The organism is Oceaniradius stylonematis, assembly GCF_003149475.2.
Classification (GTDB): Bacteria; Pseudomonadota; Alphaproteobacteria; order Rhizobiales; family Rhizobiaceae; genus Roseitalea; species Roseitalea stylonematis.
In genome coordinates this window covers 23069-49423 of record NZ_QFWV02000002.1, presented here as the reverse complement: position 1 = coordinate 49423, position 26355 = coordinate 23069, and the positions used below count along the sequence as shown (strand labels likewise).

General features: G+C 65.5%; 27 protein-coding genes and 2 pseudogenes. 18 read left to right on the top strand and 11 right to left on the bottom strand.

The window, feature by feature from the left end; genetic code table 11:
• Positions 1-2: 2 nt before the first annotated feature.
• Genes DEM25_RS01650 through purQ form a run of 3 tightly spaced genes read left to right on the top strand, consistent with a single transcriptional unit; the run spans position 3 to position 1465 of the window.
• Positions 3-527 carry a hypothetical protein gene (locus tag DEM25_RS01650; protein ID WP_109767971.1) on the top strand — a complete coding sequence of 175 codons (525 nt, stop codon included), beginning with the start codon at positions 3-5 and terminating at the stop codon, positions 525-527.
• A 19-nt stretch (positions 528-546) separates the two neighbouring features.
• Positions 547-789 (top strand): phosphoribosylformylglycinamidine synthase subunit PurS, encoded by a 243-nt coding sequence (purS, locus tag DEM25_RS01645; protein ID WP_109767972.1) that lies wholly within the window; start codon positions 547-549, stop codon positions 787-789.
• 1 nt (position 790) lies between these two features.
• Positions 791-1465 (top strand): phosphoribosylformylglycinamidine synthase subunit PurQ, encoded by a 675-nt coding sequence (gene purQ, locus DEM25_RS01640; protein WP_109767973.1) that lies wholly within the window; start codon positions 791-793, stop codon positions 1463-1465.
• Between the two features lie 4 nt (positions 1466-1469).
• On the opposite strand, the gene DEM25_RS01635 is transcribed toward purQ, so the two are convergent.
• Positions 1470-1784, bottom strand: a complete 315-nt coding sequence (locus DEM25_RS01635) for a hypothetical protein (protein WP_109767974.1) — start codon at positions 1782-1784, stop codon at positions 1470-1472.
• Between the two features lie 172 nt (positions 1785-1956).
• Between DEM25_RS01635 and DEM25_RS01630 the strand changes: the two genes are divergently transcribed.
• Complete coding sequence (locus DEM25_RS01630; RefSeq protein WP_245412721.1) at positions 1957-2322, top strand: hypothetical protein; 366 nt, start codon at positions 1957-1959, stop codon at positions 2320-2322.
• A gap of 5 nt (positions 2323-2327) precedes the next feature.
• Here the strand turns inward: DEM25_RS01630 and DEM25_RS18040 are convergent, their stop codons facing one another.
• On the bottom strand, positions 2328-2720 hold the full coding sequence (locus DEM25_RS18040) for a DUF1127 domain-containing protein (protein ID WP_245412720.1): 393 nt from the start codon (positions 2718-2720) through the stop codon (positions 2328-2330).
• Here DEM25_RS18040 and DEM25_RS01620 point away from each other — a divergent pair.
• From DEM25_RS01620 to DEM25_RS01580, 9 genes and pseudogenes are all read left to right on the top strand, one after another.
• Positions 2719-4066 (top strand): annotated as a pseudogene (locus tag DEM25_RS01620) (aminotransferase-like domain-containing protein). The gene DEM25_RS18040 and the pseudogene DEM25_RS01620 sit on opposite strands and share 2 nt — an antisense overlap.
• Before the next feature lie 107 nt (positions 4067-4173).
• Positions 4174-6420 carry a phosphoribosylformylglycinamidine synthase subunit PurL gene (gene purL / locus DEM25_RS01615; protein WP_109767977.1) on the top strand — a complete coding sequence of 749 codons (2247 nt, stop codon included), beginning with the start codon at positions 4174-4176 and terminating at the stop codon, positions 6418-6420.
• On the top strand, positions 6420-6653 hold the full coding sequence (locus DEM25_RS01610; RefSeq protein ID WP_109767978.1) for a BolA family protein: 234 nt from the start codon (positions 6420-6422) through the stop codon (positions 6651-6653). The genes purL and DEM25_RS01610 overlap by 1 nt, the downstream gene beginning before the upstream one ends.
• 133 nt (positions 6654-6786) lie before the next feature.
• Positions 6787-7122, top strand: a complete 336-nt coding sequence (gene grxD, locus DEM25_RS01605; RefSeq protein WP_109767979.1) for a Grx4 family monothiol glutaredoxin — start codon at positions 6787-6789, stop codon at positions 7120-7122.
• A 12-nt stretch (positions 7123-7134) separates the two neighbouring features.
• Entirely contained in the window at positions 7135-7635 is a 501-nt protein-coding gene (locus tag DEM25_RS01600) for a DinB family protein (RefSeq protein WP_196780238.1), read from the top strand.
• Positions 7636-7713: 78 nt separating this feature from the next.
• On the top strand, positions 7714-8787 hold the full coding sequence (locus DEM25_RS01595; protein ID WP_147393253.1) for a DUF2332 domain-containing protein: 1074 nt from the start codon (positions 7714-7716) through the stop codon (positions 8785-8787).
• A 71-nt stretch (positions 8788-8858) separates the two neighbouring features.
• Positions 8859-9194 (top strand): annotated as a pseudogene (locus tag DEM25_RS01590) (YtoQ family protein); the annotation flags it as partial.
• 178 nt (positions 9195-9372) lie between these two features.
• Positions 9373-10071, top strand: a complete 699-nt coding sequence (locus DEM25_RS01585) for a TIGR02453 family protein (RefSeq protein WP_109767981.1) — start codon at positions 9373-9375, stop codon at positions 10069-10071.
• Positions 10068-11321, top strand: a complete 1254-nt coding sequence (locus tag DEM25_RS01580; RefSeq protein ID WP_245412719.1) for a multidrug effflux MFS transporter — start codon at positions 10068-10070, stop codon at positions 11319-11321. Before DEM25_RS01585 ends, DEM25_RS01580 begins: the two co-directional genes overlap by 4 nt.
• Here the strand turns inward: DEM25_RS01580 and ttcA are convergent.
• From ttcA to DEM25_RS01565, 3 genes are all read right to left on the bottom strand, one after another.
• Positions 11303-12208 carry a tRNA 2-thiocytidine(32) synthetase TtcA gene (gene ttcA / locus DEM25_RS01575; protein ID WP_109768043.1) on the bottom strand — a complete coding sequence of 302 codons (906 nt, stop codon included), beginning with the start codon at positions 12206-12208 and terminating at the stop codon, positions 11303-11305. The genes DEM25_RS01580 and ttcA overlap by 19 nt on opposite strands.
• 114 nt (positions 12209-12322) lie before the next feature.
• Entirely contained in the window at positions 12323-12940 is a 618-nt protein-coding gene (rpsD, locus tag DEM25_RS01570; protein WP_109767982.1) for a 30S ribosomal protein S4, read from the bottom strand.
• A gap of 192 nt (positions 12941-13132) precedes the next feature.
• Positions 13133-13714 (bottom strand): TetR/AcrR family transcriptional regulator, encoded by a 582-nt coding sequence (locus DEM25_RS01565; protein WP_109767983.1) that lies wholly within the window; start codon positions 13712-13714, stop codon positions 13133-13135.
• A 73-nt stretch (positions 13715-13787) separates the two neighbouring features.
• On the opposite strand from DEM25_RS01565, the gene DEM25_RS01560 reads away from it, so the two are divergent.
• The gene (locus tag DEM25_RS01560) at positions 13788-14678 is read left to right on the top strand and encodes an alpha/beta hydrolase family protein (protein ID WP_109767984.1); all 891 of its coding nucleotides are present in this window, start codon (positions 13788-13790) and stop codon (positions 14676-14678) included.
• Positions 14679-14696: 18 nt separating this feature from the next.
• Here DEM25_RS01560 and murI read toward each other — a convergent pair whose 3' ends face one another.
• A complete protein-coding gene (gene murI / locus DEM25_RS01555; protein ID WP_109767985.1) occupies positions 14697-15509 on the bottom strand; it encodes a glutamate racemase in 813 nt (270 codons plus the stop codon).
• Positions 15502-16350 (bottom strand): RNA methyltransferase, encoded by an 849-nt coding sequence (locus DEM25_RS01550; RefSeq protein WP_109767986.1) that lies wholly within the window; start codon positions 16348-16350, stop codon positions 15502-15504. The genes murI and DEM25_RS01550 overlap by 8 nt, the downstream gene beginning before the upstream one ends.
• Before the next feature lie 185 nt (positions 16351-16535).
• On the opposite strand from DEM25_RS01550, the gene DEM25_RS01545 reads away from it, so the two are divergent.
• The gene (locus DEM25_RS01545; RefSeq protein WP_109767987.1) at positions 16536-17747 is read left to right on the top strand and encodes an NADP-dependent isocitrate dehydrogenase; all 1212 of its coding nucleotides are present in this window, start codon (positions 16536-16538) and stop codon (positions 17745-17747) included.
• Between the two features lie 72 nt (positions 17748-17819).
• Here the strand turns inward: DEM25_RS01545 and alaS are convergent, their stop codons facing one another.
• From alaS to DEM25_RS17860, 3 genes are all read right to left on the bottom strand, one after another.
• Positions 17820-20504 carry an alanine--tRNA ligase gene (alaS, locus tag DEM25_RS01540; protein WP_109768044.1) on the bottom strand — a complete coding sequence of 895 codons (2685 nt, stop codon included), beginning with the start codon at positions 20502-20504 and terminating at the stop codon, positions 17820-17822.
• Between the two features lie 340 nt (positions 20505-20844).
• Positions 20845-21957: a recombinase RecA gene (recA, locus tag DEM25_RS01535; RefSeq protein ID WP_109767988.1), complete on the bottom strand. Its 1113-nt coding sequence runs from the start codon at positions 21955-21957 to the stop codon at positions 20845-20847.
• 10 nt (positions 21958-21967) lie between these two features.
• Positions 21968-22234, bottom strand: coding sequence for a hypothetical protein (locus DEM25_RS17860; protein ID WP_196780261.1), 267 nt, complete (start codon positions 22232-22234; stop codon positions 21968-21970).
• Here DEM25_RS17860 and DEM25_RS01530 point away from each other — a divergent pair.
• The 3 genes from DEM25_RS01530 to DEM25_RS01520 all read left to right on the top strand — a co-directional run bounded on the left by DEM25_RS01530 (position 22175) and on the right by DEM25_RS01520 (position 24858).
• Positions 22175-23152, top strand: a complete 978-nt coding sequence (locus DEM25_RS01530; protein ID WP_158585134.1) for a PfkB family carbohydrate kinase — start codon at positions 22175-22177, stop codon at positions 23150-23152. The two genes, DEM25_RS17860 and DEM25_RS01530, sit on opposite strands and share 60 nt — an antisense overlap.
• Positions 23149-24069 carry a pseudouridine-5'-phosphate glycosidase gene (locus DEM25_RS01525; RefSeq protein WP_109767990.1) on the top strand — a complete coding sequence of 307 codons (921 nt, stop codon included), beginning with the start codon at positions 23149-23151 and terminating at the stop codon, positions 24067-24069. The genes DEM25_RS01530 and DEM25_RS01525 overlap by 4 nt, the downstream gene beginning before the upstream one ends.
• 99 nt (positions 24070-24168) lie before the next feature.
• Positions 24169-24858, top strand: coding sequence for a Crp/Fnr family transcriptional regulator (locus DEM25_RS01520; RefSeq protein ID WP_158585133.1), 690 nt, complete (start codon positions 24169-24171; stop codon positions 24856-24858).
• Between the two features lie 15 nt (positions 24859-24873).
• Here DEM25_RS01520 and DEM25_RS01515 read toward each other — a convergent pair whose 3' ends face one another.
• Positions 24874-26352: a peptidoglycan DD-metalloendopeptidase family protein gene (locus DEM25_RS01515; RefSeq protein ID WP_196780236.1), complete on the bottom strand. Its 1479-nt coding sequence runs from the start codon at positions 26350-26352 to the stop codon at positions 24874-24876.
• Positions 26353-26355: the final 3 nt, after the last annotated feature.

Genomic DNA, 26355 nt, shown 5'->3' with positions numbered 1-26355 from the left:
CGATGCACGCACCGGCCTTGCGTTCGATGGGCTTTTTCTGGCTGGCCTCTGTTGCCCTGTCCGGATGCAGCGCCGCCGATACGCCGGTGGCCACGGACACGGTCTCGGGCTGGCGGCCACTCCCCGGTGGCACCTATGTGTGCGCGCCGCCGGTCTGCGCCCTGGTCCAGCGCGCCGGCCATGACGCGATTTCGCTCGGGCCCGACGGCCGGGCGGCCGTCGAACGCAATGATGATGAAACCCGGCGGGCGTTCGAACGGGCGCTGAGAAACGGCTCGGCCCGCGCCGCCGCCGGCGAGGATGTCGCGCTGAGCATCGACGGTGCGGTCACACGGACGATGGTCGGCGCGACCGAGGGCCTGACCTTTGCAATCGCCGGCACGCAGAACGACGGAACCCCCGCCGATCCTGGTCATGCCATCATCGTTCCGAAGGATGGGCGGTTTCACATGGTCTATGCATTTGCCGGCAGCAAGACCGACGCCCGCGCCGCCGCGCGGCACTTCGTCAACGCGATCACTCTCTGACAAGGACGCCTCACCGCTCATGATCACCGCACGTGTCACCGTCACGCTGAAAACCGGCGTTCTCGACCCCCAGGGCAAGGCGATCGAAGGCGCGCTCGCCACGCTCGGCTTTGACGGCGTCGATGGCGTCCGCCAGGGCAAGGTGTTCGACATAGAGCTCGGCCATGACGACCGCAGGCGCGCCGAGACCGATCTTGCCGCCATGTGCGAAAAGCTGCTCGCCAACACGGTGATCGAGGACTATGCCGTGGAGATCGTCTGAAATGAAAACCGCCATTGTCCTCCTGCCCGGGCTGAACCGCGACCGCGACATGATCTCGGCGATCCGGACGATCTCCGGCCAGGAGCCGCTGACCGTTTGGCAGACCGAAACCGAAATTCCCGCCGGCGTCGATCTCGTCATCGTGCCGGGCGGCTTCTCGTTCGGCGATTACCTGCGCTGCGGCGCGATCGGCGCGCGCATGCCGGTGATGCGCGCGGTGGCCGATGCCGCCGGGCGCGGCGTCCGGGTGCTCGGCGTCTGCAACGGGTTCCAGATGCTGCTCGAGGCCGGCCTGCTGCCCGGCGTGCTGATGCGCAACGCTTCGCTCAATTTCGTCTGCAGAAGCGTCAAGCTGGAAGTGACCAATGCGGACACGGTGTTCACGCGCCGCTACCGGCAAGGCCAAATGATCGACTGCCCGGTCGCCCATCATGACGGCAACTATTTCGCCGACGCCGAGACGCTGGCGCGCCTCAAAGGCGAGAACCGGGTGGTCTTCCGCTATGCGGATGGCACCAATCCGAACGGCTCGGCCGACGACATTGCCGGCATCGTCAATGCCGAAGGCAATGTGCTGGGCATGATGCCGCATCCCGAAAACCTGATCGAGGACGCCCATGGCGGCACCGACGGGCGGCCGCTGTTCGAAGGCGCGCTCGATCTGGTCGCCGCCTGACGGTCTATCGGGCCGCTGTCACCAGTTCGCCGGGCGTCGTGCGCATGATCGTGATGTCCTCGGTCACCGCATTGCACAGGAACACGAGGTTGGCGGCCGACGAGACCAACTTGACCGAGTAATGCGCGCCTGTGTCCGCAACCTGGCGCACATGGTTTCGGTCGGCGCCCAGCCCGTCCAGCATGGCTTCGACCATCTGCGGACAGGCATCGAACGGCGCGGCCTGACGCATCAGCACCTCTTCGCCGGCCATGGCCGGCGCTGTGCCCAGCGCCACAAACACGGCGATCGCCGCCGCGCGTGCGGATATGATTGACATTGGCATGTCCCCCGATCTTGATGACTGTTGCGGTCTGCATCTCCTTGTTTTTGGCGTGGCGATTCGTCCGTCGCCTTGATCCCGATCGGAACAGCCTATGCGCGAATGGTTAAGCGCCAAATCCCAAAACAGGCAAAAAAGCGTTGCGATTGCTGCACTCGGCGCAACCCTGATGTTGCTGACGGCGTGTCAGAGCTTCGAAGCGCCGGGCGGCTCGCTGACGGCCGAGGTCGACGCGCCGGGGCCCGTCCAAGCCCTCCAAAGGGTCAATGAACGCGGACTGGCGTGCTGGATCCGCTCGGGCGACCGCGCCTTTCGCGGCTATGCGCTGGTGCCCGAACTCGACACGCGCAGCGGCGATCCGCGCATTCTGGTGGTGCGCCAAGGCAATGCGCAGGGCTTGCCCGAATTGGTGATCTCCGCATCGGGCGATCCGGTGCGGATTGTCACCTTCGGGCCGCTGACCGGCGATCGCCTTTCGGCGCGCATCAATGCCGACGTACTGGCATGGAGCGCCGGGCGGCAGGGCTGCGCCTGACCGCCTTACGAGCGGCGGCGGCGCGCATCGATGAAGGCAAGCGGATCGGGCTCGATCCGGTGACGCTCGTAAAACGGCAGCGAGCGGCGTATTTCGCGATCCGCCTCCGCCGGCGTTATGCCGATATCCCGAAGTTCGGATTCTGTGAGCTTGCTCAATTGGATACGCGTGCGGCGCCTGTCCAGTTTCGCCACGATCATCGCCACCAGAACCCGGGCCCATACGCGGAACGGCACCGAATTGGCGGACTTGTAGACGATGCCGGCAATGGTGATCGGCTTGGCCCGGAGCGGGATTGTATCAATTGTACCCATAATTTCGAATCCTCTTGGCTGGACGCCATGGGTCGATGGATACATTGACATATAGAGGGGATCAATATACAGAATTGTCACCATGACAACTTGGATTCCCAACCTGTCCAGCATGCAGGGGCCGCTTTATGTGCGGCTTGCCAATCGCATCCAGCAGGACATTGAATCGGGCACCCTGCCCGCCGGCGCCAAGCTGCCGCCGCAGCGCAATCTCGCATTCGACATCGGCGTCACCGTCGGCACTGTCAGCCGCGCCTACGCGCTGGTGCGCGAGCGCGGACTTGTGACGGGCGAAGTGGGCCGCGGCACCTTCGTGGCCGATACAGAGCACAATGGCAGCCACACGCCGCTCCCCCTGCCGCTGCGTGTTCCCGGCGGGTACGAGGAAAACCGCGCCGATGTGATCCGGCTCGATTCATCGGCCGCCTTCAGCACCGCCGGCGCAAACGAAGTGCGCGCGCTTCTTGCCGAGGCGGCAAATGACCTGCCCTGCGAGATGGCCGACTATGTCCGAAAGATAGAACCGCATTGGCAGACGGCCGGCGCCGACTGGATGAAGGTCGGCAGCGGCTGGGGCCCCGACCCGGATACCGTNCGCCTGCGAAGCGCTGACCTATGCGGGCATGCCGCGCGCCGCACATCTGATCGGGCGCGGTTCGGTCAGCGTCGCCATCGACGAGAACGGCATCCTGCCGGAAGCGTTCGAAACGGTCTGCGCCCAGCAGCATCCCAAGGTGCTGTTCCTGATGCCCGGCGTGCACAATCCGCTCACCCGCGCGCTGCCGCCCGAACGCCGAAAGGCGATCATCGACATTGCCCGGCGCCACAATGTCTGGCTGATCGAGGACAATCTCTACGCGACGATCGCCGGCGACCCGCACACGCCGATCGCGGCGATGGCGCCGGACATCACTTTCCATATCACCGGCCTGTCGAAGGCCGTGGCGGCGGGCCTGCGCGCCGGCTGGGTGGCCACGCCGCCGCACCTGACGGCCCGCGTCTGGTCGGCCCAGAAGATGCTGACCGGCGGCGCCAGCTACCTTCTGTGCGAACTGGCCGCCCGCATGGTCGATTCGGGCAAGGCGATGGCCGTGCGCAACCGCGTGCGTGCCGAAATCGGCCGGCGGGTCGCATTGATGCGGACCATCTTCGACGGATGCGACATCAATCTGCGCGACCATACGCCCTTTGCCTGGCTGAAACTGCCCGAACCCTGGCTTTCGGGCACATTCAAGGCCGCCGCATACGAGGAAAAGGTCCGCATCGACGACGAAGACGAGTTCAAGGCCGGACGCGGCGACCACCGGTTCCACGGGGTGCGCATCGCCTTTTCGGCCACCATCAAGGACATCCACCAGCTGGAGACGGGTGCGCGCAGGCTGCGCCGCATACTCGATGCCGGCCCCGGCGCCCATCACAGCTACAACTGAACCTGCCGATGCGCCGGCGATAGCTGTGATCGGGTTCCCGCGCCCCCTGTATTTGCCGTTCTGCATGGGCTATGCGGGCGCCAACAGCCACCAGAACCGACTGTTGCATGACCATTTCCAACACGATCGCCATCACGCCCGAACTGATCGAGGCGCATGGGCTCAAACCCGACGAATATGACCGCATTCTCGAGCTGATCGGCCGGGAGCCGAGCTTCACGGAGCTGGGCATCTTCTCGGCCATGTGGAACGAGCACTGTTCGTACAAGAGCTCCAAGAAATGGCTGCGCACCCTGCCGACCGAAGGGCCGCAGGTGATCCACGGCCCCGGCGAGAACGCCGGCGTCGTCGATATCGGCGACGGCCAGTGCGTCGTCTTCAAGATGGAGAGCCACAACCACCCCTCCTACATCGAGCCCTATCAGGGCGCGGCGACGGGCGTCGGCGGCATATTGCGCGACGTCTTCACCATGGGCGCGCGGCCCGTTGCGGCGATGAACGCGCTGCGGTTCGGCGAACCGGACCATCCCAAGACACGGCATCTGGTCGCGGGCGTCGTCTCGGGTGTCGGCGGCTATGGCAATGCTTTCGGCGTGCCGACCGTCGGCGGCGAGGTGGAGTTCGATGCGCGCTACAACGGCAATTGCCTGGTCAACGCCTTTGCGGCAGGGATCGCCGACACCGACAAGATCTTCCTGTCCAAGGCCGAAGGGGTCGGCCTGCCGATCGTCTATCTGGGCGCCAAGACCGGCCGCGACGGCGTCGGCGGCGCGACGATGGCCTCGGCGGAGTTCGACGACACGATCGAGGAAAAGCGACCCACCGTTCAGGTCGGCGATCCGTTCACGGAAAAATGCCTGCTTGAAGCGTGCCTCGAGTTGATGGCGACCGGCGCGGTGATCGCCATTCAGGACATGGGCGCGGCGGGGCTTACCTGCTCGGCCGTCGAAATGGGCGCCAAGGGCGATCTTGGCGTCGAACTCGATCTCGACCGCGTGCCGGTGCGCGAAGAGCGCATGAGCGCCTATGAGATGATGCTGTCGGAAAGCCAGGAGCGCATGCTGATGGTGCTCGATCCGGCCAGGGAAGCCGAGGCCGAGGCGATCTTCGAAAAATGGGGGCTCGATTTCGCGATCGTCGGCAAGACGACCGACGACCTGCGCTTCCGCGTGCTTCACCAGGGCGAAGAGGTCGCCAATCTGCCGATCAAGGAACTGGGCGACGAGGCGCCGGAATATGACCGGCCCTGGGTGGAACCGGGCATCTATCACGACTGGGACCCGGCCTCCGTGCCCGCTCCGGACGATTATGCGGACGCGCTCCTCGCCATGCTCGGCTCGCCGAACCTGTCGTCGCGCCGCTGGGTCTGGGAGCAGTATGACACGCTGATCGGCGCCAACACGCTTGCCATTCCCGGCGGCGATGCGGGCGTCGTGCGCGTCGATGGCCATGCGACCAAGGCGCTCGCCTTTTCGTCAGACGTCACGCCGCGCTATGTCGAGGCCGACCCCTATGAGGGCGGAAAGCAGGCCGTCGCCGAGTGCTGGCGCAACATCACCGCAACGGGGGCCGAGCCGCTGGCGGCGACCGACAATCTCAATTTCGGCAATCCCGAGCGTCCCGAGATCATGGGCCAGTTCGTCAAGGCCATCGAGGGGATCGGCGAAGCCTGCTCGGCGCTCGGCTTTCCCATCGTTTCCGGCAACGTGTCGCTTTACAACGAGACCCATGGCGAGGCGATCCTGCCGACGCCGACCATCGCCGGCGTCGGACTGATTCACGACTGGGCGCACATGGCGCGCATCGGCACGATGAATGAGGGCGATGCGGTGTTCGTCCTTGGCGGCGACGGCACGCATCTGGGCCAGTCCGCCTATGGCCGCGTTGTCCATGGCCGCGCGGACGGCCCGCCGCCGCCCGTCGATCTCTACCAGGAAAAGCGCAATGGCGATTTCGTCCGTTCGGCGATCCAGAACGGCCAGGTGACCGCCTGTCACGACGTTTCCGACGGCGGTCTTGCGATCGCGCTGGCCGAAATGTGCATGACGGCGAAGCGGGGCATGACAATCGAGGTCGGCGAGACCCAGGCCGCCCACGCGCTGCTGTTCGGCGAGGATCAGGGCCGCTACGTGGTCACGGTCGGCGCGCCCGACGCCAATTTCCTTTCGCTCAACGCCGAGGGCGCAGGCGTGCCATTCCGGCGCATCGGCACGGTGGCGGGCGACCGGTTTTTGTTGACCGGCGCGATCTCCGCTTCCATATCTTTGGCACAGATGGAGCGCGCGCATGAGGGCTGGCTGCCCGGCTACATGGCCGGCCCGGCCCGCGCGGCCGCCGAACAGGAGATGCCGTAATGCCGATGAACGCCGCCGACATCGAACGCATGATCAAGGACGCCATCCCCGATGCGCAGGTCACGATCCGCGATCTGGCCGGCGATGGCGATCATTATGCGGCCGAGGTGGTCTCGGAGAGCTTTCGCGGCAAGAGCCGCGTGCAGCAGCACCAGATGGTCTATGAGGCGCTGCAGGGCAATATGGGCGGCGTCCTGCACGCGCTCGCCTTGCAAACGTCGGCGCCGGGTTAAGCCGCCGTGCTCGGCGCGCTCATGGTCTTGTGCTTGAGCGCGCTGCTTCTTACTAATGAACGCATTCGCGACAGGCTGGCCAGCCTGTTTTCCAACCGCCGGGCCTTGAACCCGGATGAGAAAGGACGAGACGATGGCAGGGATCGGTGAGTTCATCGACAACGAGGTCAAGACCAACGAAGTCGTGCTCTTCATGAAAGGCACGCCGGGCTTTCCCCAATGCGGCTTTTCGGGTCAGGTGGTGCAGATCCTCGACTATCTGGGCGTCGACTACAAGGGCGTGAACGTGCTCGCCGACGACGATCTGCGCGAGGGCATCAAGACCTATTCGAACTGGCCGACGATCCCGCAGCTCTACGTCAAGGGCGAATTCGTGGGCGGCTGCGACATCGTCCGCGAGATGTTCCAGGCGGGAGAACTGCAGAGCCATTTCGAAGGCAAGGGCGTCGCAGTCAAGCAGGCGAGCTGACCGCCCCCTGCCGTGATCACCCCCGCCTATGCGGCCACCATGGCGCGCTACAACCGCTGGCAGAACGCCAATCTGCTGGCCGCTGCCGGCACGCTGACCGACGAGGAGCGCCGCGCCGATCGCGGCGCGTTCTTCGGCTCGATCCACGAAACCTTCTCGCACCTTTTGTGGGGCGACAGCATATGGATGCACCGGTTCGCCGGCACGCCCAGGCCGGGAGGCGGCATCGCCGAGTCGACATCCATGGTCGCCGACTGGGGCGCCTTCGGCGCGGAGCGGCGGCGCTTCGACGATGTGATCGCCGATTGGGCCGACGGGCTGGACGATGAATGGTTCGCCACCGATCTGACATGGTGGTCCGGCGCGGCCGGCCGCGAGGTCACGCGGCCCAGACCGGCGCTGGTGATGCACTTCTTCAACCATCAGACGCACCATCGCGGGCAGATCCACGCCATGCTGACGGCGGCCGGCGCCAAGCCGTCGGACACCGACCTGTTCATGCTGCCCGGCTGACGCCTTGCCGGCGGCGGCAATTGTCCCAGTGACAAGCCTTTGATTGCCGGCGCGGTTTCGGCATGGCACACCGGCGTGATGACCCTGCACAAGCTCCCTGCCCATGTCGCCGACGCGTTCGCCCATCAGGCCGCGGCGTGCCGCGATCTGGGATCGCCGCTGACGGCGACGGTCTGCGCGCTGGTCGCAGAACACGGGCTGCCGGACAGCGAAACCCGCCGCCGGATCGCCACATGGCCCGGCCTTGAAACGTCCAGGGGCGATGTCGTGCCACTGCGTTTCACCGGCGCGCTGCATCGGCTGGTGCTCGACGGCGCCGAACCGGCGCTTGCGGCCGCCTATCCGCCCCACGCGCTCGACACCGACGCGCTGCATGCTGCTATGATCGGGGCCGTTGGCAGCAATGACGGTTTCATCGCCGACTATCTGGGCTCGGCGCCGCAAACCAACGAAGTGGCGCGCGCCGCGCATTTGCTGCCGGCGCTTTTGGCCGTCGCAGCCCCCATGGCTCTGCCGATCCGGGTGATGGAACTGGGCGCTTCGGCCGGCCTTTTGCAGAATTTCGAGAAGTTCCGATACGACTATGGCCGCCATTTCTGGGGCGATCCGGCTTCGCCGGTGACTTTGAGGTGCGAATGGCGGGGCGACGCGCATTTCCCCGCCGGCGACCTGCCGCCGATTGTCGAGCGCGGTGGCTGCGACATCGCGCCCGTGCCGATCACCGCCGAAGACGACCGCAAGCGCCTACAATCCTATGTCTGGCCCGACCAGCCGCACCGCTTGCAGCGCCTGACGGCCGCCATCGCCATGGCGCTGGAGCATCCGCCAACGATTGATGAAGCGGGCGCCGCCGACTGGCTCGAAGCGCGGTTGGCGCCTCTCCCGGAAGGCAGGCATACGATCGTGCTGCACGCCATCATGTGGCAATATATGCCCGGTGCCGAACGCGCCCGCGCGGAAGCGGCAATTCGCAACGCCGGACGGCAGGCAACGCCCGACGCGCCGCTCTCCTGGGTGCGGTTCGAGGCGGACGGCGACAAGCCCGGCGGCGGCGTGCGCGTCACGCACTGGTCGGGTGCAGCCGATGACGGCATCAGCAGGCTGGTCGCGCGCGGCGATTATCATGGCCGCTGGGTTGAACCGATCGTCTGAAAAACTGTTATGCCATGGACAGGCAGGGCGCCGTGGCCATATGCCAGGGCAACGACCATGGAGGAGAAACGATGAGCTGGACCGTCTATCTTTCCGGAGAAATCCACACCGACTGGCGCGAACAGATCGAGAGCGGCGTTGCCGCCGCGGGACTTCCCGTCACCTTCAGCGCGCCGGTGACGCATCACGAAGCGTCGGACGATTGCGGCGTCGCCATTTTGGGCGCCGAGGCCGACAAGTTCTGGCACGATCACAAGGGCGCGCAGATGAACGCCATCCGCACGCGCACGCTGATGGAAAAGGCCGACATCGTGGTGGTGCGCTTCGGCGAGAAATACAAGCAATGGAACGCCGCCTTCGACGCCGGTTATGCCAGCGCGCTCGGCAAACCGCTGATCGTCATGCATCAGGANTGCCATTCTCGACTATGTCATCAACGGCAACCTGTCCGGCTATACGGACCGCGCCGAAGCCGCCGAGTAGTGTCAGGAACAGGTGGCGGGCGCTTTCCAATTCGCCCGCCAGACGATATGACGGAAGGCGCGCCGACGACCGGCGCGTTTTTTCGTTCAGGACCTGCATTCCATGACCGCGTTCAACGGCTTTGGCGACAAGGCCCTGCCCTTTCTCAAGGCGCTCGGCTTTCATCAGGACCGCGACTGGTTCGCCGAAAACAAGGCGCTGTATGAAAGCGAGGTGAAGGGTCCGCTCGGCGATCTGGTCGAAGCCGTGTCCGGCCGGTTCCAAGCCGAGGGCGTGCCCCTGCGCGGCAGCCGCAAGACCTCGCTCTATCGTGTCTATCGCGACGTGCGCTTTTCCAGGAACAAGGACCCCTACAACACCCATGCCAGCGCGCTGATGACGCGGACCGGCACCAAGAAGGACAATGGGTTCGTCTATGTCCACATCTCCAACGAGCGCAGCTTCATCGCTTCGGGCTTTTATGGTCTGGACGGGCCGCAATTGCGCGCCTTTCGCGATCTGATCGTGCGCGAGAGCGATGCGATGCGGCGGCTCGTCAAGGCTATGGAGAAACATGGCTTCACGCTCGACATGTCCGAATCGCTCAAGCGCACGCCACGCGGCTTCGATGACATTGACGACGACGATGTCATTGCCTGGCTGCGGCTCAAGCATTTCACCTTCATCGACGAAATCGACAATGGGATCGTGCCGACCCCCGAACTTGCCGATCGCATGGTGCGGCTTGGCAGCCTCTCGGTGCCCTTCCTCGATTTCGGCTGGCGCGCCATCGATCCGCTGCGCGACGAGCCGGCATCATGAGCGCACCCGCACAGCCCGCACGCCCTGAGCAGCCGGCAAAGGCCGGCATCGGAGGACGCGAATTCATCGTCCTGATCGCTGCGCTCACCTCGATCGTCGCCTTTTCGATCGATTCGATGCTGCCGGCGCTGCCGGTGATCGGCGCCGATTTCGCGCTTGCCGACCAGAACGACCGGCAGTTCGTTCTGATCGCGTTCGTGCTCGCCTTCGGGCCGGCACAGATCGTCTTCGGGCCCCTGTCAGACCGGTTCGGCCGGCGGCCCGTGCTGCTTGGCGGCCTTGTCTTCTTCGTTCTGGCCTCGTTCGGCGCCGCCGTCACCGAAAGCTGGGCCGCGCTTCTGTCGTGCCGGGCTGCACAGGGCGTCGGCGCCGCGGCGGTGCGCATCACGACACTGGCGATCGTGCGCGACTGCTTTGCCGGCCGCGACATGGCGCGGATCATGTCCTACGTCTTCACCATCTTCATGCTGATCCCGATCGTCGCGCCGGCCATGGGACAGGCCATCGTCGCCGTCACCGACTGGCACTGGCTGTTTGCGGTGCTCGGCGCATCGGGTGCCGCGCTGGGGCTGTGGAGCTGGGTCCGGATGCGTGAGACATTGCCGGTTGCCGCACGGCGGCCGCTCGACCCCGGCAGCATCTTCCACGCTTTCCGCGAGATCCTGACCAACCGGATCGCGCTTGGCTACACGCTGGCCGTCACCCTTTTCTTCGGCGGCCTGTTCGCCTTTATCGTCTCGATCCAGCAGATCATCGAGGTGATCTACGGCATGCAGGACTGGTTTGCGGCGGTGTTCGCCACCAGCGCGTCGGCCATGGCGGTCGCGAGCCTGGGCAATGCGTCGCTGGTGCGGCGGCTCGGCATGCGCCGCATCTCGCACGCAGCGCTGGTCAGCTTCACCGTGCTCGGCGGCGTCCTGCTGATCGCCGGTCTTTTGACGGTGCCGCCGTTTCTGGTGACGATCGGCCTGATCAGCCTGATCATGATGTCGTTCGGCTTCGTCGCCGGCAATTTCAATGCACTCGCAATGGAGCCGCTGGGCCATGTGGCCGGTTCGGCCTCATCGGTGCTGGGCACGATCTCGTTCACCGGCGGCGCGCTGCTCGGCACGCTGACCGGCCAGGCGTTCAACGGCACGATCGTGCCGCTGGCTACCGCCTATTTCCTGTTCGGGCTCTTGGGTCTGGCGATTGTCCTGATCACCGAGAAGGGCGAACTGTTCGCCGTCCATCACGATCCGGCGGACTGAGCGTCAGACAGCGCGGCGAAATCGAACAGGGCCGGATCGAGCAGATGGCTGGGCCGGACATTGGCGAGCGCCCGGATCATCATGTCCTTGCGGCCGGGCATCGCCGCTTCCATCTCGGCAAGCATCTTTTTCATCGCGTTGCGCTGCAGCCCGTCCTGGGACCCGCACAGATCGCAGGGAATGATCGGGAACTTCATCGCCTCGGCGAACTTTTGCAGATCGGCCTCCGCGCACCAGACCAGCGGGCGCAGCACCTCGATATCGCCCTCATCGTTGAGCAGCCTCGGCGCCATGGCGGCGAGGCGCCCGCCGTGGAACAGGTTCATGAAGAAGGTTTCGAGCATGTCTTCGCGGTGATGGCCGAGCACCAGCGCCGAACAGCCCTCTTCGCGCGCAACCCGGTAGAGATGGCCGCGCCTGAGCCGCGAGCACAAAGCGCAATAGGTCCGGTTTTCCGGCACCTTGTCTGTGACGATCGAATAGGTGTCGCGATATTCGATGCGGTGGGCGATGCCGTTCCGTTCTAGCCACTCGGGCAGGACCTGCTTGGGAAAGTCCGGCTGGCCCTGGTCGAGATTGCAGGCCAGAAGCTCGACCGGCAGAAGGCCGCGCCATTGCAAGTCGATCAGACAGGCGAGCAGGCCATAGGAGTCCTTGCCGCCGGAGATCGCCACCAGCCAGCGCCCGCCCGCCCCGACCATGGAAAAATCGCTCAGCGCCTGCCGCACCTGACGCAGCAGCCGCTTTCTGAGACGGTTGAAGCCGACCGAAGACGGCGTGTCCGCAAACAGCGGGTGAGCCGCCCGGGCAAGGCCTTCGTCAACCGGCGCGGTTTCGTTCACTGGTGCTGCTCCGACTGCGCCGCGGACGCTTGAACCGCCCGCCATGGCCGAACCGTATAGTGTTCCGGGCCGCGAGCGCCAGTGACGGCCGGAAAAGACCAAAACAAAAGGCCGCCCGCGGTCCGGACGGCCTTTGAAAGACGCAATGCCGTCCGAACGTCAGCGCGAATAGAATTCGACGACCAGGTTCGGTTCCATAATCACCGGATAGGGCACGTCGGCCAGAGCCGGAACGCGGGTGAACGTGGCTGTCATCTTGTTGTGATCGGCATCTACATAGTCGGGCACGTCTCGCTCGGCGAGCTGCGTGGCTTCGAGAACCAGCGCCATCTGCTTGGACTTCTCACGCACTTCGATCACGTCGCCCGCCTGGCAGCGGTAGGACGGGATGTTGACGCGCTGGCCGTTGACCTTGACGTGGCCATGATTGACGAACTGGCGCGCGGCGAAGATGGTCGGCACGAACTTGGCGCGGTAGACCAGCGCATCGAGCCGGCTTTCCAAAAGGCCGATCAGCGTCTCGGGCGTGTCGCCCTTGCGGCGTGCAGCCTCGTCATAGGTCTTGCGGAACTGCTTTTCCGAGATGTCGCCGTAATAGCCCTTGAGCTTCTGCTTTGCGCGAAGCTGGACACCGAAGTCCGACAGCTTGCCCTTGCGGCGCTGGCCATGCTGGCCGGGGCCGTATTCGCGGCTGTTGACCGGCGATTTGGGGCGGCCCCAAATGTTCTCGCCCATACGGCGATCGAGTTTGTGTTTGACTGAACTGCGCTTGCTCATCGCATTTCCTTTCAACGTGTTGCGCCCGGTTTTTAACAAACCGGATCAAGGAAACGCGCCCTCCTCTGCCGGACTTTTTCGCCGACTGACAGGACCGTCCACGCACGCTTTGCGGTTGGGTCCACGGGACACGTAAAAAACCCGCTCGAGAGCGGGATGGCGGTCGATAGCGCCAAAGCCGTATCTTGTCAATCAGCGTGCGGTACGTTCGCCGGTCGGAGTCCGATCGTAGAGCGATGCGATCTGTTCGAACGGCGCGCGCGATTGCCGTACCCGCGCCATGATCCAGGCGCCCTCGATCATTGTCAGCAACCGCTCGGCCTCGGTCCGCGGATCGCCGGCCGCGCCCAGGCGGATGGCATGTTCCGCGATCTCGTCCGTCCAAAGATCGAAAGACCCGCGAGCCGCATTGGTCAAGCGCGTGTTCGACGGAGCCGTTTCCAGAGCGATTGTCGTGATCGGACATCCTAGCTGCCAACCCGATTGCTCGAACCAGTCCGCCAGTCTTGCAATCAAGGCCTGCGCTCCGGCGTCGAAACTGTCCGCCTCCTCGAATGCCCCTGCCATCTTCCGGCTCATGAAACCGGCAGCATAGGCCATGGCGTGGCAGGCCAGCTCGTCCTTGCCCCCCGGGAAATGGTGATAGAAGGAACCCTTCGGCGCATTCGCCTCCGCGATGATCTCGTTCAGACCGACACCGTGGTAGCCGCCTTGGCGGAAAAGGCTGGCCGCGGTCCTGATAAAGCGTTCCTTGGCATCCGATGATCGTGGCATGACGACCTTATAGACATTGTATGTCGGTTGGTCTAGTTTCCCATTCTATGGCAATTGCCATAGTGAGGATGTCATGAGCGGAAACCGACCCCCTGTTGCACAAGATCATGCGGGCTTCCAATTCGTCGACATCGTCGCCGGCAGGCGAATCCTGACCGGCAAACTTTATCTGTCGACGGACAAACCGGATCTGGCGGTCGTCGTACACGCGGCAACCGGTGTCACCCAAGACTATTATGAGCCTTTTGCACGCTGGCTATCGGCCCAGTTGAATGCGGCGGTTCTGACCTATGACTATCGGGAAACCGGCCTGAGCCGAGGGGCCGAACCGGTCCAGAGACTTCAAGCGCGTCTGTCGGACTGGGGCATTCACGACCAGAACGGCGCCTTGAACCATCTTTGCGAGCGGTTTCCCAACCTGCCGGTCTGGGTCATCGGGCACTCGCTGGGCGGTCTGTTTCTGCGGTGGCACGACAATGCGCACCGTGTGTCCCGATTGCTGACCGTTGCCTCCGGGCCGGCGCATTACCTGTCCCATCCGGTTTCATCATGGCCCAGCGTTTTCTGGTTCTGGTTCGCCGGCGGACCCGCACTGACAGGCACATTCGGATATCTTCCGGGCCGGTCGAGCGGCTTGGGGGCAGACTTGCCGGCTCCGGCGTTTTGGCAATGGCGGCGCTGGTGTACGTCACGCGGGTTTTACGAGATCGATTGGGGCAAGGCTTTCGGCAATCCGGGACCCGTCCCCGAAGGCCTGCAACTGAACATGTTCTCGTTCTCGGACGACTGGATGATTCCGCCGAAAAGCGTCTCGCGGCTGCCGCGCTATTATCCCGGTGTAGAGACGCGACATTCAACCCTGTCGCCCCATGATTTCGGTCTGCGGAAGCTCGGCCATGTCGGACTGTTCGCCCGCAAGAACGCGGTGGCGTGGCCCGCACTGGTCGATCCGGCGACCGGATGAGCCGCTGGCCGCCCGTTTTCAGCCCGGAAACGGCTCCGTCGAAAGTCCGAACCCGGAAGCGAGCCGCATCACCTCGGTGCGCGGGTCGTCCGAGGTGAAGACGGCAATGTCCGGCAGCGAGAAGTCGCGCGGGCCGAACTGCATCTGCTCGACCAGCGTCAGCGTCCGGCGGGCGATCGCCTCGGACGTGTCGATCCAGTCGACCGGCCAGGGCGCGGTCTTGCGCATCCGGTTGGCGAGAAACGGGTAATGGGTGCAGGCGAGCACGACGATGTCGGTGCGCCGGCCATTTTCCTCGACAAAACATGGCGCGATCTCACGGCGCACCGCCTCCTCGTCGACAAAGCCGGTGCGCATATAGTCCTCGGCGAGTTCGGCCAGATGCTCGCTGCCGACCAGCCGGACATGGCACTGGCCGGCATATTGGCGGATCAGGTCGCGCGTATATTGCCGCCGCACGGTTCCGGGCGTTGCCAGCACGGAAACCAGACCCGACCGCGTGCGTTCGGCGGCGGGTTTGATGGCCGGCACCGTGCCGACGAAGACCTGGTCCGGAAACGCCCGCCGCAAATGCCCGATCGCCAGCGTCGACGCCGTGTTGCAGGCAATGACGATCAGGCCGGGCCGGAAAGCCTCGATGAGCGTTTCGAACAGGCCCGTCATGCGATCGAGGAGTTCGGCCTCGTCCCATGCGCCATAGGGAAAAGCGGCATCGTCGGCGACGTAGATGTGGCGCAGGCCGGGCAGGATGATGCGCGCTTCCTTGACCACCGACAGGCCGCCAATGCCGCTGTCGAAGAACAGGACCGACGGATCGCGCAGCTCAGCCATCGCCGGCGGCCTTTTTGCCGGAAGGCGGCGCCGGCCGGCGGCGCGGATCGTCCTGCGGCGACCCCTCGCCGCGCGGCCGCGCCGGCGAGAACCGGTCGAGCGAGGAGATCACCCCGCGCAGGAGCCGGATCTCCTCGGTGGAGAAACCGGGACGCGACAGGACCGCGCGCAGATTGTCGACCTGCGCCGGCTTCCGTTCGGGCGGGCGGAAATAGCCGCGCACATCGAGCGCGGTCTCAAGCTGGTCGAACATGCCGACCAGTTCGGCGCGCGGCGCCGGCGCAAAATCCGGCCCGGCAAAGGGCAGCGTTTCGGCTTGGCCGTCGCGCGTCTTGAGGAACTCATAGGCCATCAGCAGCACCGCCTGGGCGATGTTCAGCGAAGCGTAAGCGGGATTGACCGGAAAGGTGACGATGTCGTCGGCAAGGCTGATTTCCGCATTGTCGAGGCCGAACCGCTCCCGGCCGAACAGTATGCCGACCGACTGCCCGGCGTCGGTCCGGGCGCGCATGTTGGCCGAGGCTTCGACCGGGCCGAGCACGCGCTTGAAGCCGTCGCGCTGGCGCGCCGTGGTCGCCACCACATAGGTCAGGTCGGACAGCGCTTCGGCGAGCGTTTCGAAGACGCGCACGCGCTCGAGCACGTAGCCGGCGCCGCTTGCGGTCGCCTTGGCCTTTTGGTTCGGCCAGCCGTCGCGCGGCGCCACCAGCCGCAGATCGATCAGCCCGAAATTGGCCATGGCGCGGGCGACCATGCCGATATTCTCGCCAAGCTGCGGCTCGACGAGGATGACGGCCGGGCCTTCCTCGATCCCGTCGAAATTGCGGTTGGTGCCTGCCATTGCCTGCTTTTTCGTGCCGTTGTCGCCTGTGCGCAGCCATATAGGGCAAGCCGCTGACAGCCAAGTGTTTCCGCCCGACAGACTATTGGAGCGTTTGCGCGGGTCAGACCCCTTTGCTATAGCGGCGGAAACCCACCGGGCCATCCGTCACGCGCCCCTTTCCAACCCTGTTTCCGAGGTCAATCATGGCGAAAATCAAGGTCGAAAATCCGGTTGTCGAACTGGACGGCGACGAGATGACCCGCATCATCTGGCAGTTCATCAAGGACAAGCTGATCCATCCCTATCTCGACATCGACCTGAAATATTACGACCTTGGCATCGAGGCGCGCGATGAGACGGACGACCAGATCACCGTCGATGCGGCCAACGCCATCAAGGAATATGGCGTCGGCGTGAAATGCGCGACCATCACGCCGGACGAGCAGCGCGTCGAGGAGTTCGGCCTCAAGAAGATGTGGCGTTCGCCGAACGGCACGATCCGCAACATTCTGGGCGGCGTGATCTTCCGCGAGCCGATCATCTGCAAGAACGTGCCGCGGCTGGTGCCGGGCTGGACCAAGCCGGTGATCGTCGGCCGTCATGCGTTCGGCGACCAGTATCGCGCGACCGACTTCCGCTTCCCCGGCAAGGGCAAGCTCTACATGAAGTTCGTCGGCGAGGACGGCAAGGAGCAGGATTACGAGATTTTCGATGCGCCCGGCGCCGGCATCGCCATGGGCATGTACAATCTGGACGCCTCGATCGTCGATTTCGCCCGCGCCTCGCTCAATTACGGGCTGCAGCGCAAGGTTCCGGTCTACCTGTCGACCAAGAACACGATCATGAAAGTCTATGACGGCCGGTTCAAGGACATCTTCCAGGAGATCTACGAGAGCGAGTTCGAGGCCGCCTTCAAGGAAGCGGGCATCTGGTACGAGCACCGGCTGATCGACGACATGGTGGCCGCGAACTTGAAATGGTCGGGCGGCTATGTCTGGGCCTGCAAGAACTATGATGGTGACGTGCAGTCGGACACGGTGGCGCAGGGCTTCGGCTCGCTCGGCCTGATGACGTCGGTTCTGATGACGCCGGACGGCAAGACCGTGGAAGCCGAAGCCGCGCACGGCACGGTGACGCGCCACTACCGCCAGCACCAGGCGGGCGAGGACACCTCGACAAACTCGATTGCCTCGATCTTCGCCTGGACGCGCGGGCTGGCGCACCGGGCCAAGCTCGACGGCAACGATGCGCTGCGCGACTTCTCGCTGACGCTCGAAAAAGTCTGCGTCGACACGGTCGAAAGCGGCTTCATGACCAAGGATCTGGCGCTTCTGATCGGCCCGGACCAGAAATGGCTGACGACCACGGGCTTTCTCGACAAGATCGACGAGAATTTGCAGAAGGCGATGGGCTGACCCTCCGCCGGACCTACGCAAAAGGGCGCCGCAAGGCGCCCTTTCTTGTTGTGGGCATTCCGGTGTGACCGGTCAGGCTTTTTCCGGCACCTGTTCGAGCGCGCCGGCGACCGCGTCGATCGCCGCTTGTGCGCTGGCGCCATCGGGACCGCCGGCCTGGGCCATGTCCGGCCGGCCACCACCACCCTTGCCACCAAGAGCGGCCGATGCCACGCGCACCAGATCGACCGCGTTGAACCGCGCCACCAGATCGTCGGTCACCGCGACGACGACCGAGCCCTTGCCGTCTTCGGAACTTGCAGCGAGCGCCACGACACCGGAGCCGATCCGCGCCTTTGCATCGTCAGCCATCGGCTTGAGATCGCGCGGTGACACACCGGCAACGGTGCGGCCCATGAAGGTGACGCCGGCGATCTGGCGCGTGTCGCTGCCGGCATCGCCGTTTTCCGCGGCAGGGCCGGCCAGCGCCAGCGCCTTTCGCGCCTCTGCCAGTTCGCGTTCGAGCTTGCGCCGCTCGTCGACCAGTTGGCCGATGCGGCCGACCGCCTCGTCGGGCGTTGTCTTCAAAAGCCCGGCGACCGAGCGCATGCGCTCGTCCTGGGCTTCCAGATAGCGGCGCGCGCCCTCGCCCGTCAGCGCCTCGATGCGGCGAACGCCGGCCGACACCGCGCTCTCGGCGACGATACGGACGAGACCGATCTCGCCGGTGGCGCCGACATGGGTGCCGCCGCACAGCTCCACCGAATAGGGTTTGCCGGCCTTGTCGCCGCGCTGCGCCGTGCCCATCGAGACGACGCGCACCTCATCGCCATATTTCTCGCCGAACAGCGCCATCGCGCCCTCTTCGATCGCCTCGTCGACGGCCATCAGCCGGGTGGTGACCGGCGCGTTCTGCAAGATGATCTCGTTGGCGATGTCGGCGACTTCGGCCAGTTCCTCGGCGCTGACCGGCTTGGGATGGGCAAAATCGAACCGCAGCCGGTCAGGCGCGACGAGCGAGCCCTTCTGCGTGACATGGGTGCCGAGCACCTCGCGCAGCGCCTCGTGCACCAGATGGGTTGCCGAATGGTTGGCGCGGATGGCGCCGCGGCGGCCATGGTCGACCTCCATTTCGACGACCACGCCCACCGCAACGGCGCCCTCAAGCACCTTGCCATGATGGATGAACAGGCCGTCGGCCTTCTTCTGGGTATCGGCAATGTCGATGACAAAGCCCTCGCCGCGCATAACGCCGCGGTCGCCCTGCTGACCGCCCGATTCGCCGTAGAACGGCGTCTGATTGGTGATCACGACGACGGATTGGCCCGGATCGGCCATCTCGGTGCGCGCGCCGTCATGGACGAGCGCGGTGATGATGCCCTCGGCCTTTTCGGTCTCGTAGCCAAGGAACTCGGTGGCGCCCAGTTCGTCGCGCAGGCCGAACCAAACCGCTTCGTCGGCGGCATCGCCCGAGCCGGACCAATTGGCGCGGGCCTCGGCCTTCTGGCGCTCCATGGCCGCGTTGAAACCGTCCGTGTCGACCGAAATGCCGCGCTGGCGCAGCGCATCCTGCGTCAGATCGAGCGGGAAGCCATAGGTGTCGTACAGCTTGAAGGCCGTCTCGCCGGCCAGCTCATCGCCATCGCCAAGCTGGTCGGTCGCTTCGTTCAATAGCCCCAGGCCGCGCTCCAGCGTCTTGCGGAAGCGGGTTTCCTCGAGCCGCAGCGTTTCGGTGATCAGCGCGCGAGCGCGACCGAGTTCCGGATAGGCTTCGCCCATCTCGCCGATCAGCGCCGGCACCAGCCGGTGCATCAGCGGCTCCTCGGCGCCCAGAAGATGGGCATGGCGCATGGCGCGCCGCATGATCCTGCGCAGCACATAGCCGCGCCCCTCATTGGAGGGCAGCACGCCGTCGGCAATCAGGAACGATGTCGCGCGCAGATGGTCGGCGATGACGCGGTGGCTGGCCTGCCGGTCGCCCTCGGCCCTGGTGTGCGTCAACTGCTCGGACGCGGAAATCAGCGCCTTGAAGAGGTCGATGTCGTAATTGTCGTGCACGCCCTGCAAGACGGCGGCGATGCGCTCGAGCCCCATGCCGGTGTCGATCGACGGACGCGGCAGGTCGACACGCTGATCGGCCGTCGTCTGCTCGAACTGCATGAAGACGAGATTCCAGATCTCGATGAAGCGGTCGCCATCCTCCTCGGGCGAGCCGGGCGGGCCGCCCCAGATATGGTCGCCATGATCGTAGAAAATCTCCGAACACGGGCCGCACGGGCCGGTATCGCCCATCTGCCAGAAATTGTCGTGCGTCGGGATGCGGATGATCCGGTCCTCGTGCAGGCCGGAGATCTTGCGCCACAGATCGAACGCCTGATCGTCGGTGTGATAGACGGTGACCAGAAGCCGCTCGGGATCGAGGCCGAACTCGCCGGTGATCAGCTTCCAGGCGAGCGTAATCGCCTCGTCCTTGAAATAGTCGCCGAACGAGAAATTGCCGAGCATCTCGAAAAAGGTGTGGTGGCGCGCGGTGTAGCCGACATTGTCCAGATCGTTGTGCTTGCCGCCGGCACGGACGCATTTCTGCGAGGTGACGGCCCGCGCATAATCGCGCTTTTCAAGCCCGGTGAATACGTTCTTGAACTGAACCATGCCCGCATTGGTGAACATCAGCGTCGGATCGTTCAGCGGCACCAGCGGGCTCGACGGCACGATGCGGTGGCCATTGGCGGCGAAATAGTCGAGAAAAGCGGTGCGTATCGAATTGACGCCACTCATGAAAACACCCGTGAACAGACTTCCGGTTGCGGAAACGCCGGCGGCGGGCACAAGAGTGCGGCCACCCTTGAACGCCGCGCCGCGCGGCGCCGGTCAGAGGCTCGTGATTACGGCAAAAGCCGGCCCGCTGTCCAGCACGCAGCACCGACGCAGATCGGGGCTGAACCGGAGTCAGGGCGGCAAATAGAAAGGCCGCATGAAAAGGGTGGCCGAACGGAACCATGCCCGTGCCGGCCACCTTCAAATGGGGTCGACGACCCTTGGATACAATCGGAGACGATCCCGCCGGATGCCGGCCGGAGCCGGCACTCCCATGGGGGTGCCCGACCTGTTGCGGATCTCAGCCCTCGGCGGCTGCATCGCCGTCGAAATCGACGTCGCCGGCATCGGCCGCGGACGCGCTTTCATCGTCGTGCAGAAGCTGCTCGGCGATCAGGCCGGCATTCTGGCGCAGGGCCATCTCGATCCGCGCGGCGACATCGACATTGTCGCGCAGGAACTGCTTGGCGTTCTCGCGCCCCTGCCCCAGCCGCTGGCTGTCATAGGAGAACCAGGAGCCGGACTTTTCGACGATGCCCGCCTTGACGCCCAGATCGATCAGCTCGCCGGTCTTGGAGACGCCCTCGCCATACATGATGTCGAACAGCACCTCCTTGAAAGGCGGCGCCAGCTTGTTCTTGACCACCTTGACGCGGGTCTGGTTGCCGACGACCTCGTCGCGATCCTTGACCGCGCCGATGCGGCGAATGTCGAGCCGGACCGAGGCATAGAATTTCAGCGCGTTGCCGCCGGTCGTCGTCTCGGGCGAGCCGAACATCACGCCGATCTTCATGCGGATCTGGTTGATGAAGATGACCATCGTGTTCGAGCGCGAGATCGAGGCGGTCAGCTTGCGCAGCGCCTGGCTCATCAGCCGCGCCTGAAGGCCCGGCAGCGAATCGCCCATCTCGCCCTCGATTTCGGCGCGCGGCGTCAGCGCGGCCACCGAATCGATCACCAAGACATCGCACGCCCCCGACCGCACCAGAGTGTCGGCGATTTCCAGCGCCTGCTCGCCGGTGTCGGGCTGCGAGATCAGAAGGTCTTCGAGATTGACGCCCAGCTTGCGCGCATAGATCGGGTCGAGCGCGTGTTCGGCATCGATGAAGGCGCAGATGCCGCCCTCCTTCTGCGCCTCGGCGACCGTGTGCAGCGCCATGGTGGTCTTGCCCGAGCTTTCGGGTCCGTAAATCTCGATGATGCGGCCCTTGGGCAGCCCGCCCACGCCGAGCGCGATATCAAGGCCCAGCGAGCCGGTCGACACGGTCTCGATCTCGACGACCTGCTCGTTGACGCCCAGCCGCATGATCGAGCCCTTGCCGAAGGATCGTTCGATCTGCGCGAGCGCCGCATCCAGAGCCTTTGACTTGTCCACCGATTTGCCCTCAACCAACCGCAAATTGTTCTGAGCCATGTGTCCACCCTTATGTTAAAGCGCTGGCAGGCGCAAAGGAAACCGTCCTGCAAGTTTGTACCATTTTTGTTCCCACCCTGCAAGCGCGATAACGTATTGAAACCGAAACGGAAATGATTTTTGTTCTTATTATGTCTTTTTTTGTGCCCTGCGGATGTATCCCGACTTCGGCCCGGCCGGGCGGCGCGGGACCGGCGTTTGCCGGAATCGCGCGGTGATGGCGGCGCGTCTTGCGATCCTGGGCGTCGGCGGCGCCCATGTCGATCGGATCGGCCATCTGTCGGGACCGGCGCATGATGGCGCCTCCAACCCCGGCACCATGGCCGAATGGGTGGGCGGCTGCATGGCCAACACGCTGCGAGTGGCCAGCGCTGTCGGCGGCGTGCGGATCGGCCTGATCTCGGCTCGCGGCGGCGATACAGGCGGGCGCTTGGTCTCCCAGGCCCTGTCGGAAGCGGGGGTCGAGGATTTCAGCGCGGTGTTCCTCGACCGGGCGACGCCCAGCTACACGGCAATCATGGATGCGGATGGCGAGGTGATGGCGGCGCTGGCCGACATGGACCTTTATGAGACAGGACTGGCGCGCCATTTGCGCCGCGCCGAGCCCAGAGCGTTGATCGCGCAGGCGGGCATGCTCCTTGTCGATGCCAATCTGCCGTCAGATGCCATCGGCGCGCTGTGCGATGCCACCGATGCGCCGATCGTCGCGCTTGCGGTGTCGCCGGCCAAGGCACCGCGCATCGCGCCGCACGCGGCCCGCTTTGCGCTCGCATTCATGAACCGCCGCGAGATGAACGCACTTATCAGTGCGCCGCTCGGCGAACCGGTCACGCCCGCCACCCTCGCCCGCCTGTCGGCGCTGGGGTTCCGGCGCGCCGTGATCAGCGACGGCGGCGGGCCCGTGACCGTGCTGGACGGCGATGCCGCGTGGCGTCAGCCGGTCGGCGAAGCGGCCAATCCGGTCGACGTCACAGGCGCGGGCGACGCACTGGCCGGCGCGACGCTCGCCCATTGGCCCGGAATGGCGCTCCCGAGTGCCGTGCGGGTCGGGGTGGCAGCCGCGGCCGCGACGATCGGCGTGACGGGGCCATTCCGGGCTGATATCGCCGCCTGCGGCCTGAAAGGCCGTGCAGATGCCCTGCCCGCCCGCGAACCGATTGCCCTAGAAACAGACACGTCGAGCGAGACCCCATGACCAAGCCGCCGATCCGTTTCGACCCCGCCGTCCGCACCGCGCTTGACACCGGTGCGCCGGTCGTCGCGCTGGAATCGACCATCATCACGCACGGCATGCCCTGGCCGGACAATCTGGCGATGCTCGAGCGCGTCGAAACCGCTGTTCGCGATCATGGCGCGACACCGGCCACCATCGCCGTCATCGACGGGACAATCCGCATCGGCCTGTCCGCGACCGACGCTGAAACATTGGCAAAGGCGAGCGGAACGCTCAAACTGTCGCGCGCGGACCTCGCCTTTGCCTGTGCCGAGGGGCTGACCGGCGGCACCACCGTCGCCGCAACCATGATGGCGGCCCATGGCGCGGGGATTGCGGTCTTTGCCACCGGCGGCATTGGCGGCGTGCACCAGGGCGCCGAGACGAGCTTCGACATCTCCGCCGATCTGGACGAGTTGGCGCGCACGCCGGTCACCGTCGTTTCGGCCGGCGCCAAGGCGATCCTCGACATCCCAAAGACGCTGGAGGCGCTTGAGACGCGCGGCGTGCCCGTCATCGCCGTTGGCCAGGACGAGATGCCGGCCTTCTGGTCGCGCGGGTCGGGTCTCGACGCGCCGCTCAGACTCGACGATGCCGATGCGATCGCCCGGTTCGTCGCGATGCGCACCGAACTGGCCGATTATCGCCATGGCGGCATCCTCGTCGCCAATCCCGTGCCGGCTGACGCGGAAATCCCGCATGCGGAGATGGCGGTTTTTATCGCTCAGGCGCAGGCCGAAGCCGCCGAACAGGGCATCTCCGGCAAGCAGGTCACGCCGTGGCTGCTCGCGCGCATCGTCGAAATCACTGGCGGCCGCAGCCTTTTGACCAACATCGCGCTTGTCGAAAGCAATGCGCGGCTCGGCGCCGAGATCGCCGTGGCGTTGGCGCGGCGCTGACCCGTCCCTGCCGCGCGCCGGCGCCCTGGCTTGTCAGACCATGGCGGGATGCGGCATGGTCGCGGCCAGCCGAAGACCCGACCCGGACCCGCCAGACGCATGCAGCAGCTTTCCGCCTTTGCGCTGTTTTCGGCGCTCGATGCAGACGCCGACAGCCGCTTTGCCGGCCAGTGCTCGATCAGCGATTTCGACGAGAACGAGCTGGTGCTCGATTTCGACGACGATACCCATGACGTGTTCCTGATCGCCAGCGGCCGCGTACGCGTCATCCTGCGCATTGCGACGGGCCGCGAGGTGATCCTTGGGGAACTCGGCGAAGGCGCGTTTTTCGGCGAGCTGGCGGCCATCGACGGCACGCGCCGGTCCGCCAACATCACGGCGATGGTGCGCACGCGGCTTATCCGCGTCCCGCAATCGGTGTTCCGCACGATCCTGCGCGAGGAGCCCGATGTGGCGCTTGCCTTGATGAGCGCCATGTCGGACCGCATTCGCGGGCTCAATACGCGGCTGGCCGAGCATTCGTTCCTTGCCGCCAAATACCGGCTCTATTCGGAGCTGATCCGCCTGTCGAAACCGCGCAAGGGCCATGACGGCCAGCGCACGATCACGCCGCCGCCGGTGCAGCAGGATCTGGCCGAACGGATCGGCTGTCGGCGCGAGGTGGTCAGCCGCGAGATCGCGAAACTCGAACGGGAGGGCGTGATCGAACGCACGCGCGGGGCGATCGTGCTCGCCGACATGGGCGAACTCAACCGCCGTCTCAGTGAAGGCTGGGAAAAGGGCGGCTGACGCGCAGCCCCACCGTCAGTTCAGGTAACGGGTCGGATCGACGGGGCGCGAATCCTTGCGCACCTCGAAATGCAGCTGCGGCTGGCGCGCGTTGCCGCTCATGCCCGAAGCGCCGAGCGTCTGGCCGCGGCTGACATTGTCGCCGCGCGACACCGACATGGAATCGAGATGCCCGTACACAGTGACATAGCCGTCCGAATGGCGCACCAGCACCGTCTCACCGAACTCCTTGAGCCCGTCGCCGGCATAGATGACGACGCCATTCTCGGCGGCCTTGACCGGCGTGCCCTTGGGCACGGAAATGTCGATGCCGTCGTTGGGGCGGCCGCCCGAATTGCTGCCGAAACCGGAAATGACCCGGCCTCGCGCGGGCCAGCGCATGTTGGCAACGCCTGTCGCATCGGGCGCCCGCGCGGTGCTGCTCTCGTCGATCGCCTGCACGCTGCCGGAGCTTGATGATGCCGGGCGCTGTGCCGGCGTGACCGAACTGGTGACCATCGGGTCCACATTGGGCGGCAATGCCGCTGTGGCCGTTGCGGAGACATCGCCCGAAAGGCCGGGTATCGTCAGGCGCTGGCCGACGCGGACCATGTCGGACGACAGCCCGTTGGTGCGCTTGATCGCGGCAACGGAGGCCCCGGTGCGGTGGGAGATTGCCGACAGCGTATCGCCGGACTGGACCGTGTAGCGGCCGCCCTGAAGCGACGCGGAGGGCGTTGCCGCCGGAGCGGCGGCCGTTTGGGTCGGCATGGCGGGACGCACGGATGCCTGCGGGCGCGCGGCCGGAACCGGTGCCCGGTCGAGGCTGACATCGGAGCGGCCGCCGACGCTGGCGCGCGCCGAGCGCACGCCGGAATTGGCATCGGGCGCGGACACCGGCACGGTGCGGCCATAAACATAGGTCGGGATCAGGATGCGCTGTCCGGCCTGCACGCCGCGCGCATCGCTGAGATTGTTGACGCTCTTGAGCGCATCGACCGGCACACCGTAGCGCTTGGAGAGGTTGAACAGCGTTTCGCCCCGGGCGAGCGTCACATAAGTACCGCCCGTGCCGGTCCAGCCGGCGGCACGACCCGCCGCGCTCGTGGCGGCCGAGGCTGCGGCCTGCCGCGCCTGCTGCGGAAGACTGGCGGCGCTGTTGTTGATGACATCGGTCACCGCATTGGACGGGGCCGGCGGCATCGGCTGGCTGGCGACCGAAGGCGCGGCGATCGGCGCACGGCCGACGGCGGCGGGCACGCTGCTTGCAGCCTGCCCGATGGAGCCGGTGGCCATCGTGTCGACGCCGTTGCCGAACGCCTGGCGCGCGGGCGCGGCGGGTGCCTGCGGCGCGACCGCCACGATGCGCGGCGCGTTTTCGGGAAATGGGGTCTGGACGGCTGCCGGCGGGCGCACCGGCACGGAATTTGTGTAGAAATCGTCTGTGAAACGCATCACGTCGCCGGCGCAGCCGGACACGAGCCCGCCCAGCACCAGAACCGAAACCGTTTGCAACAA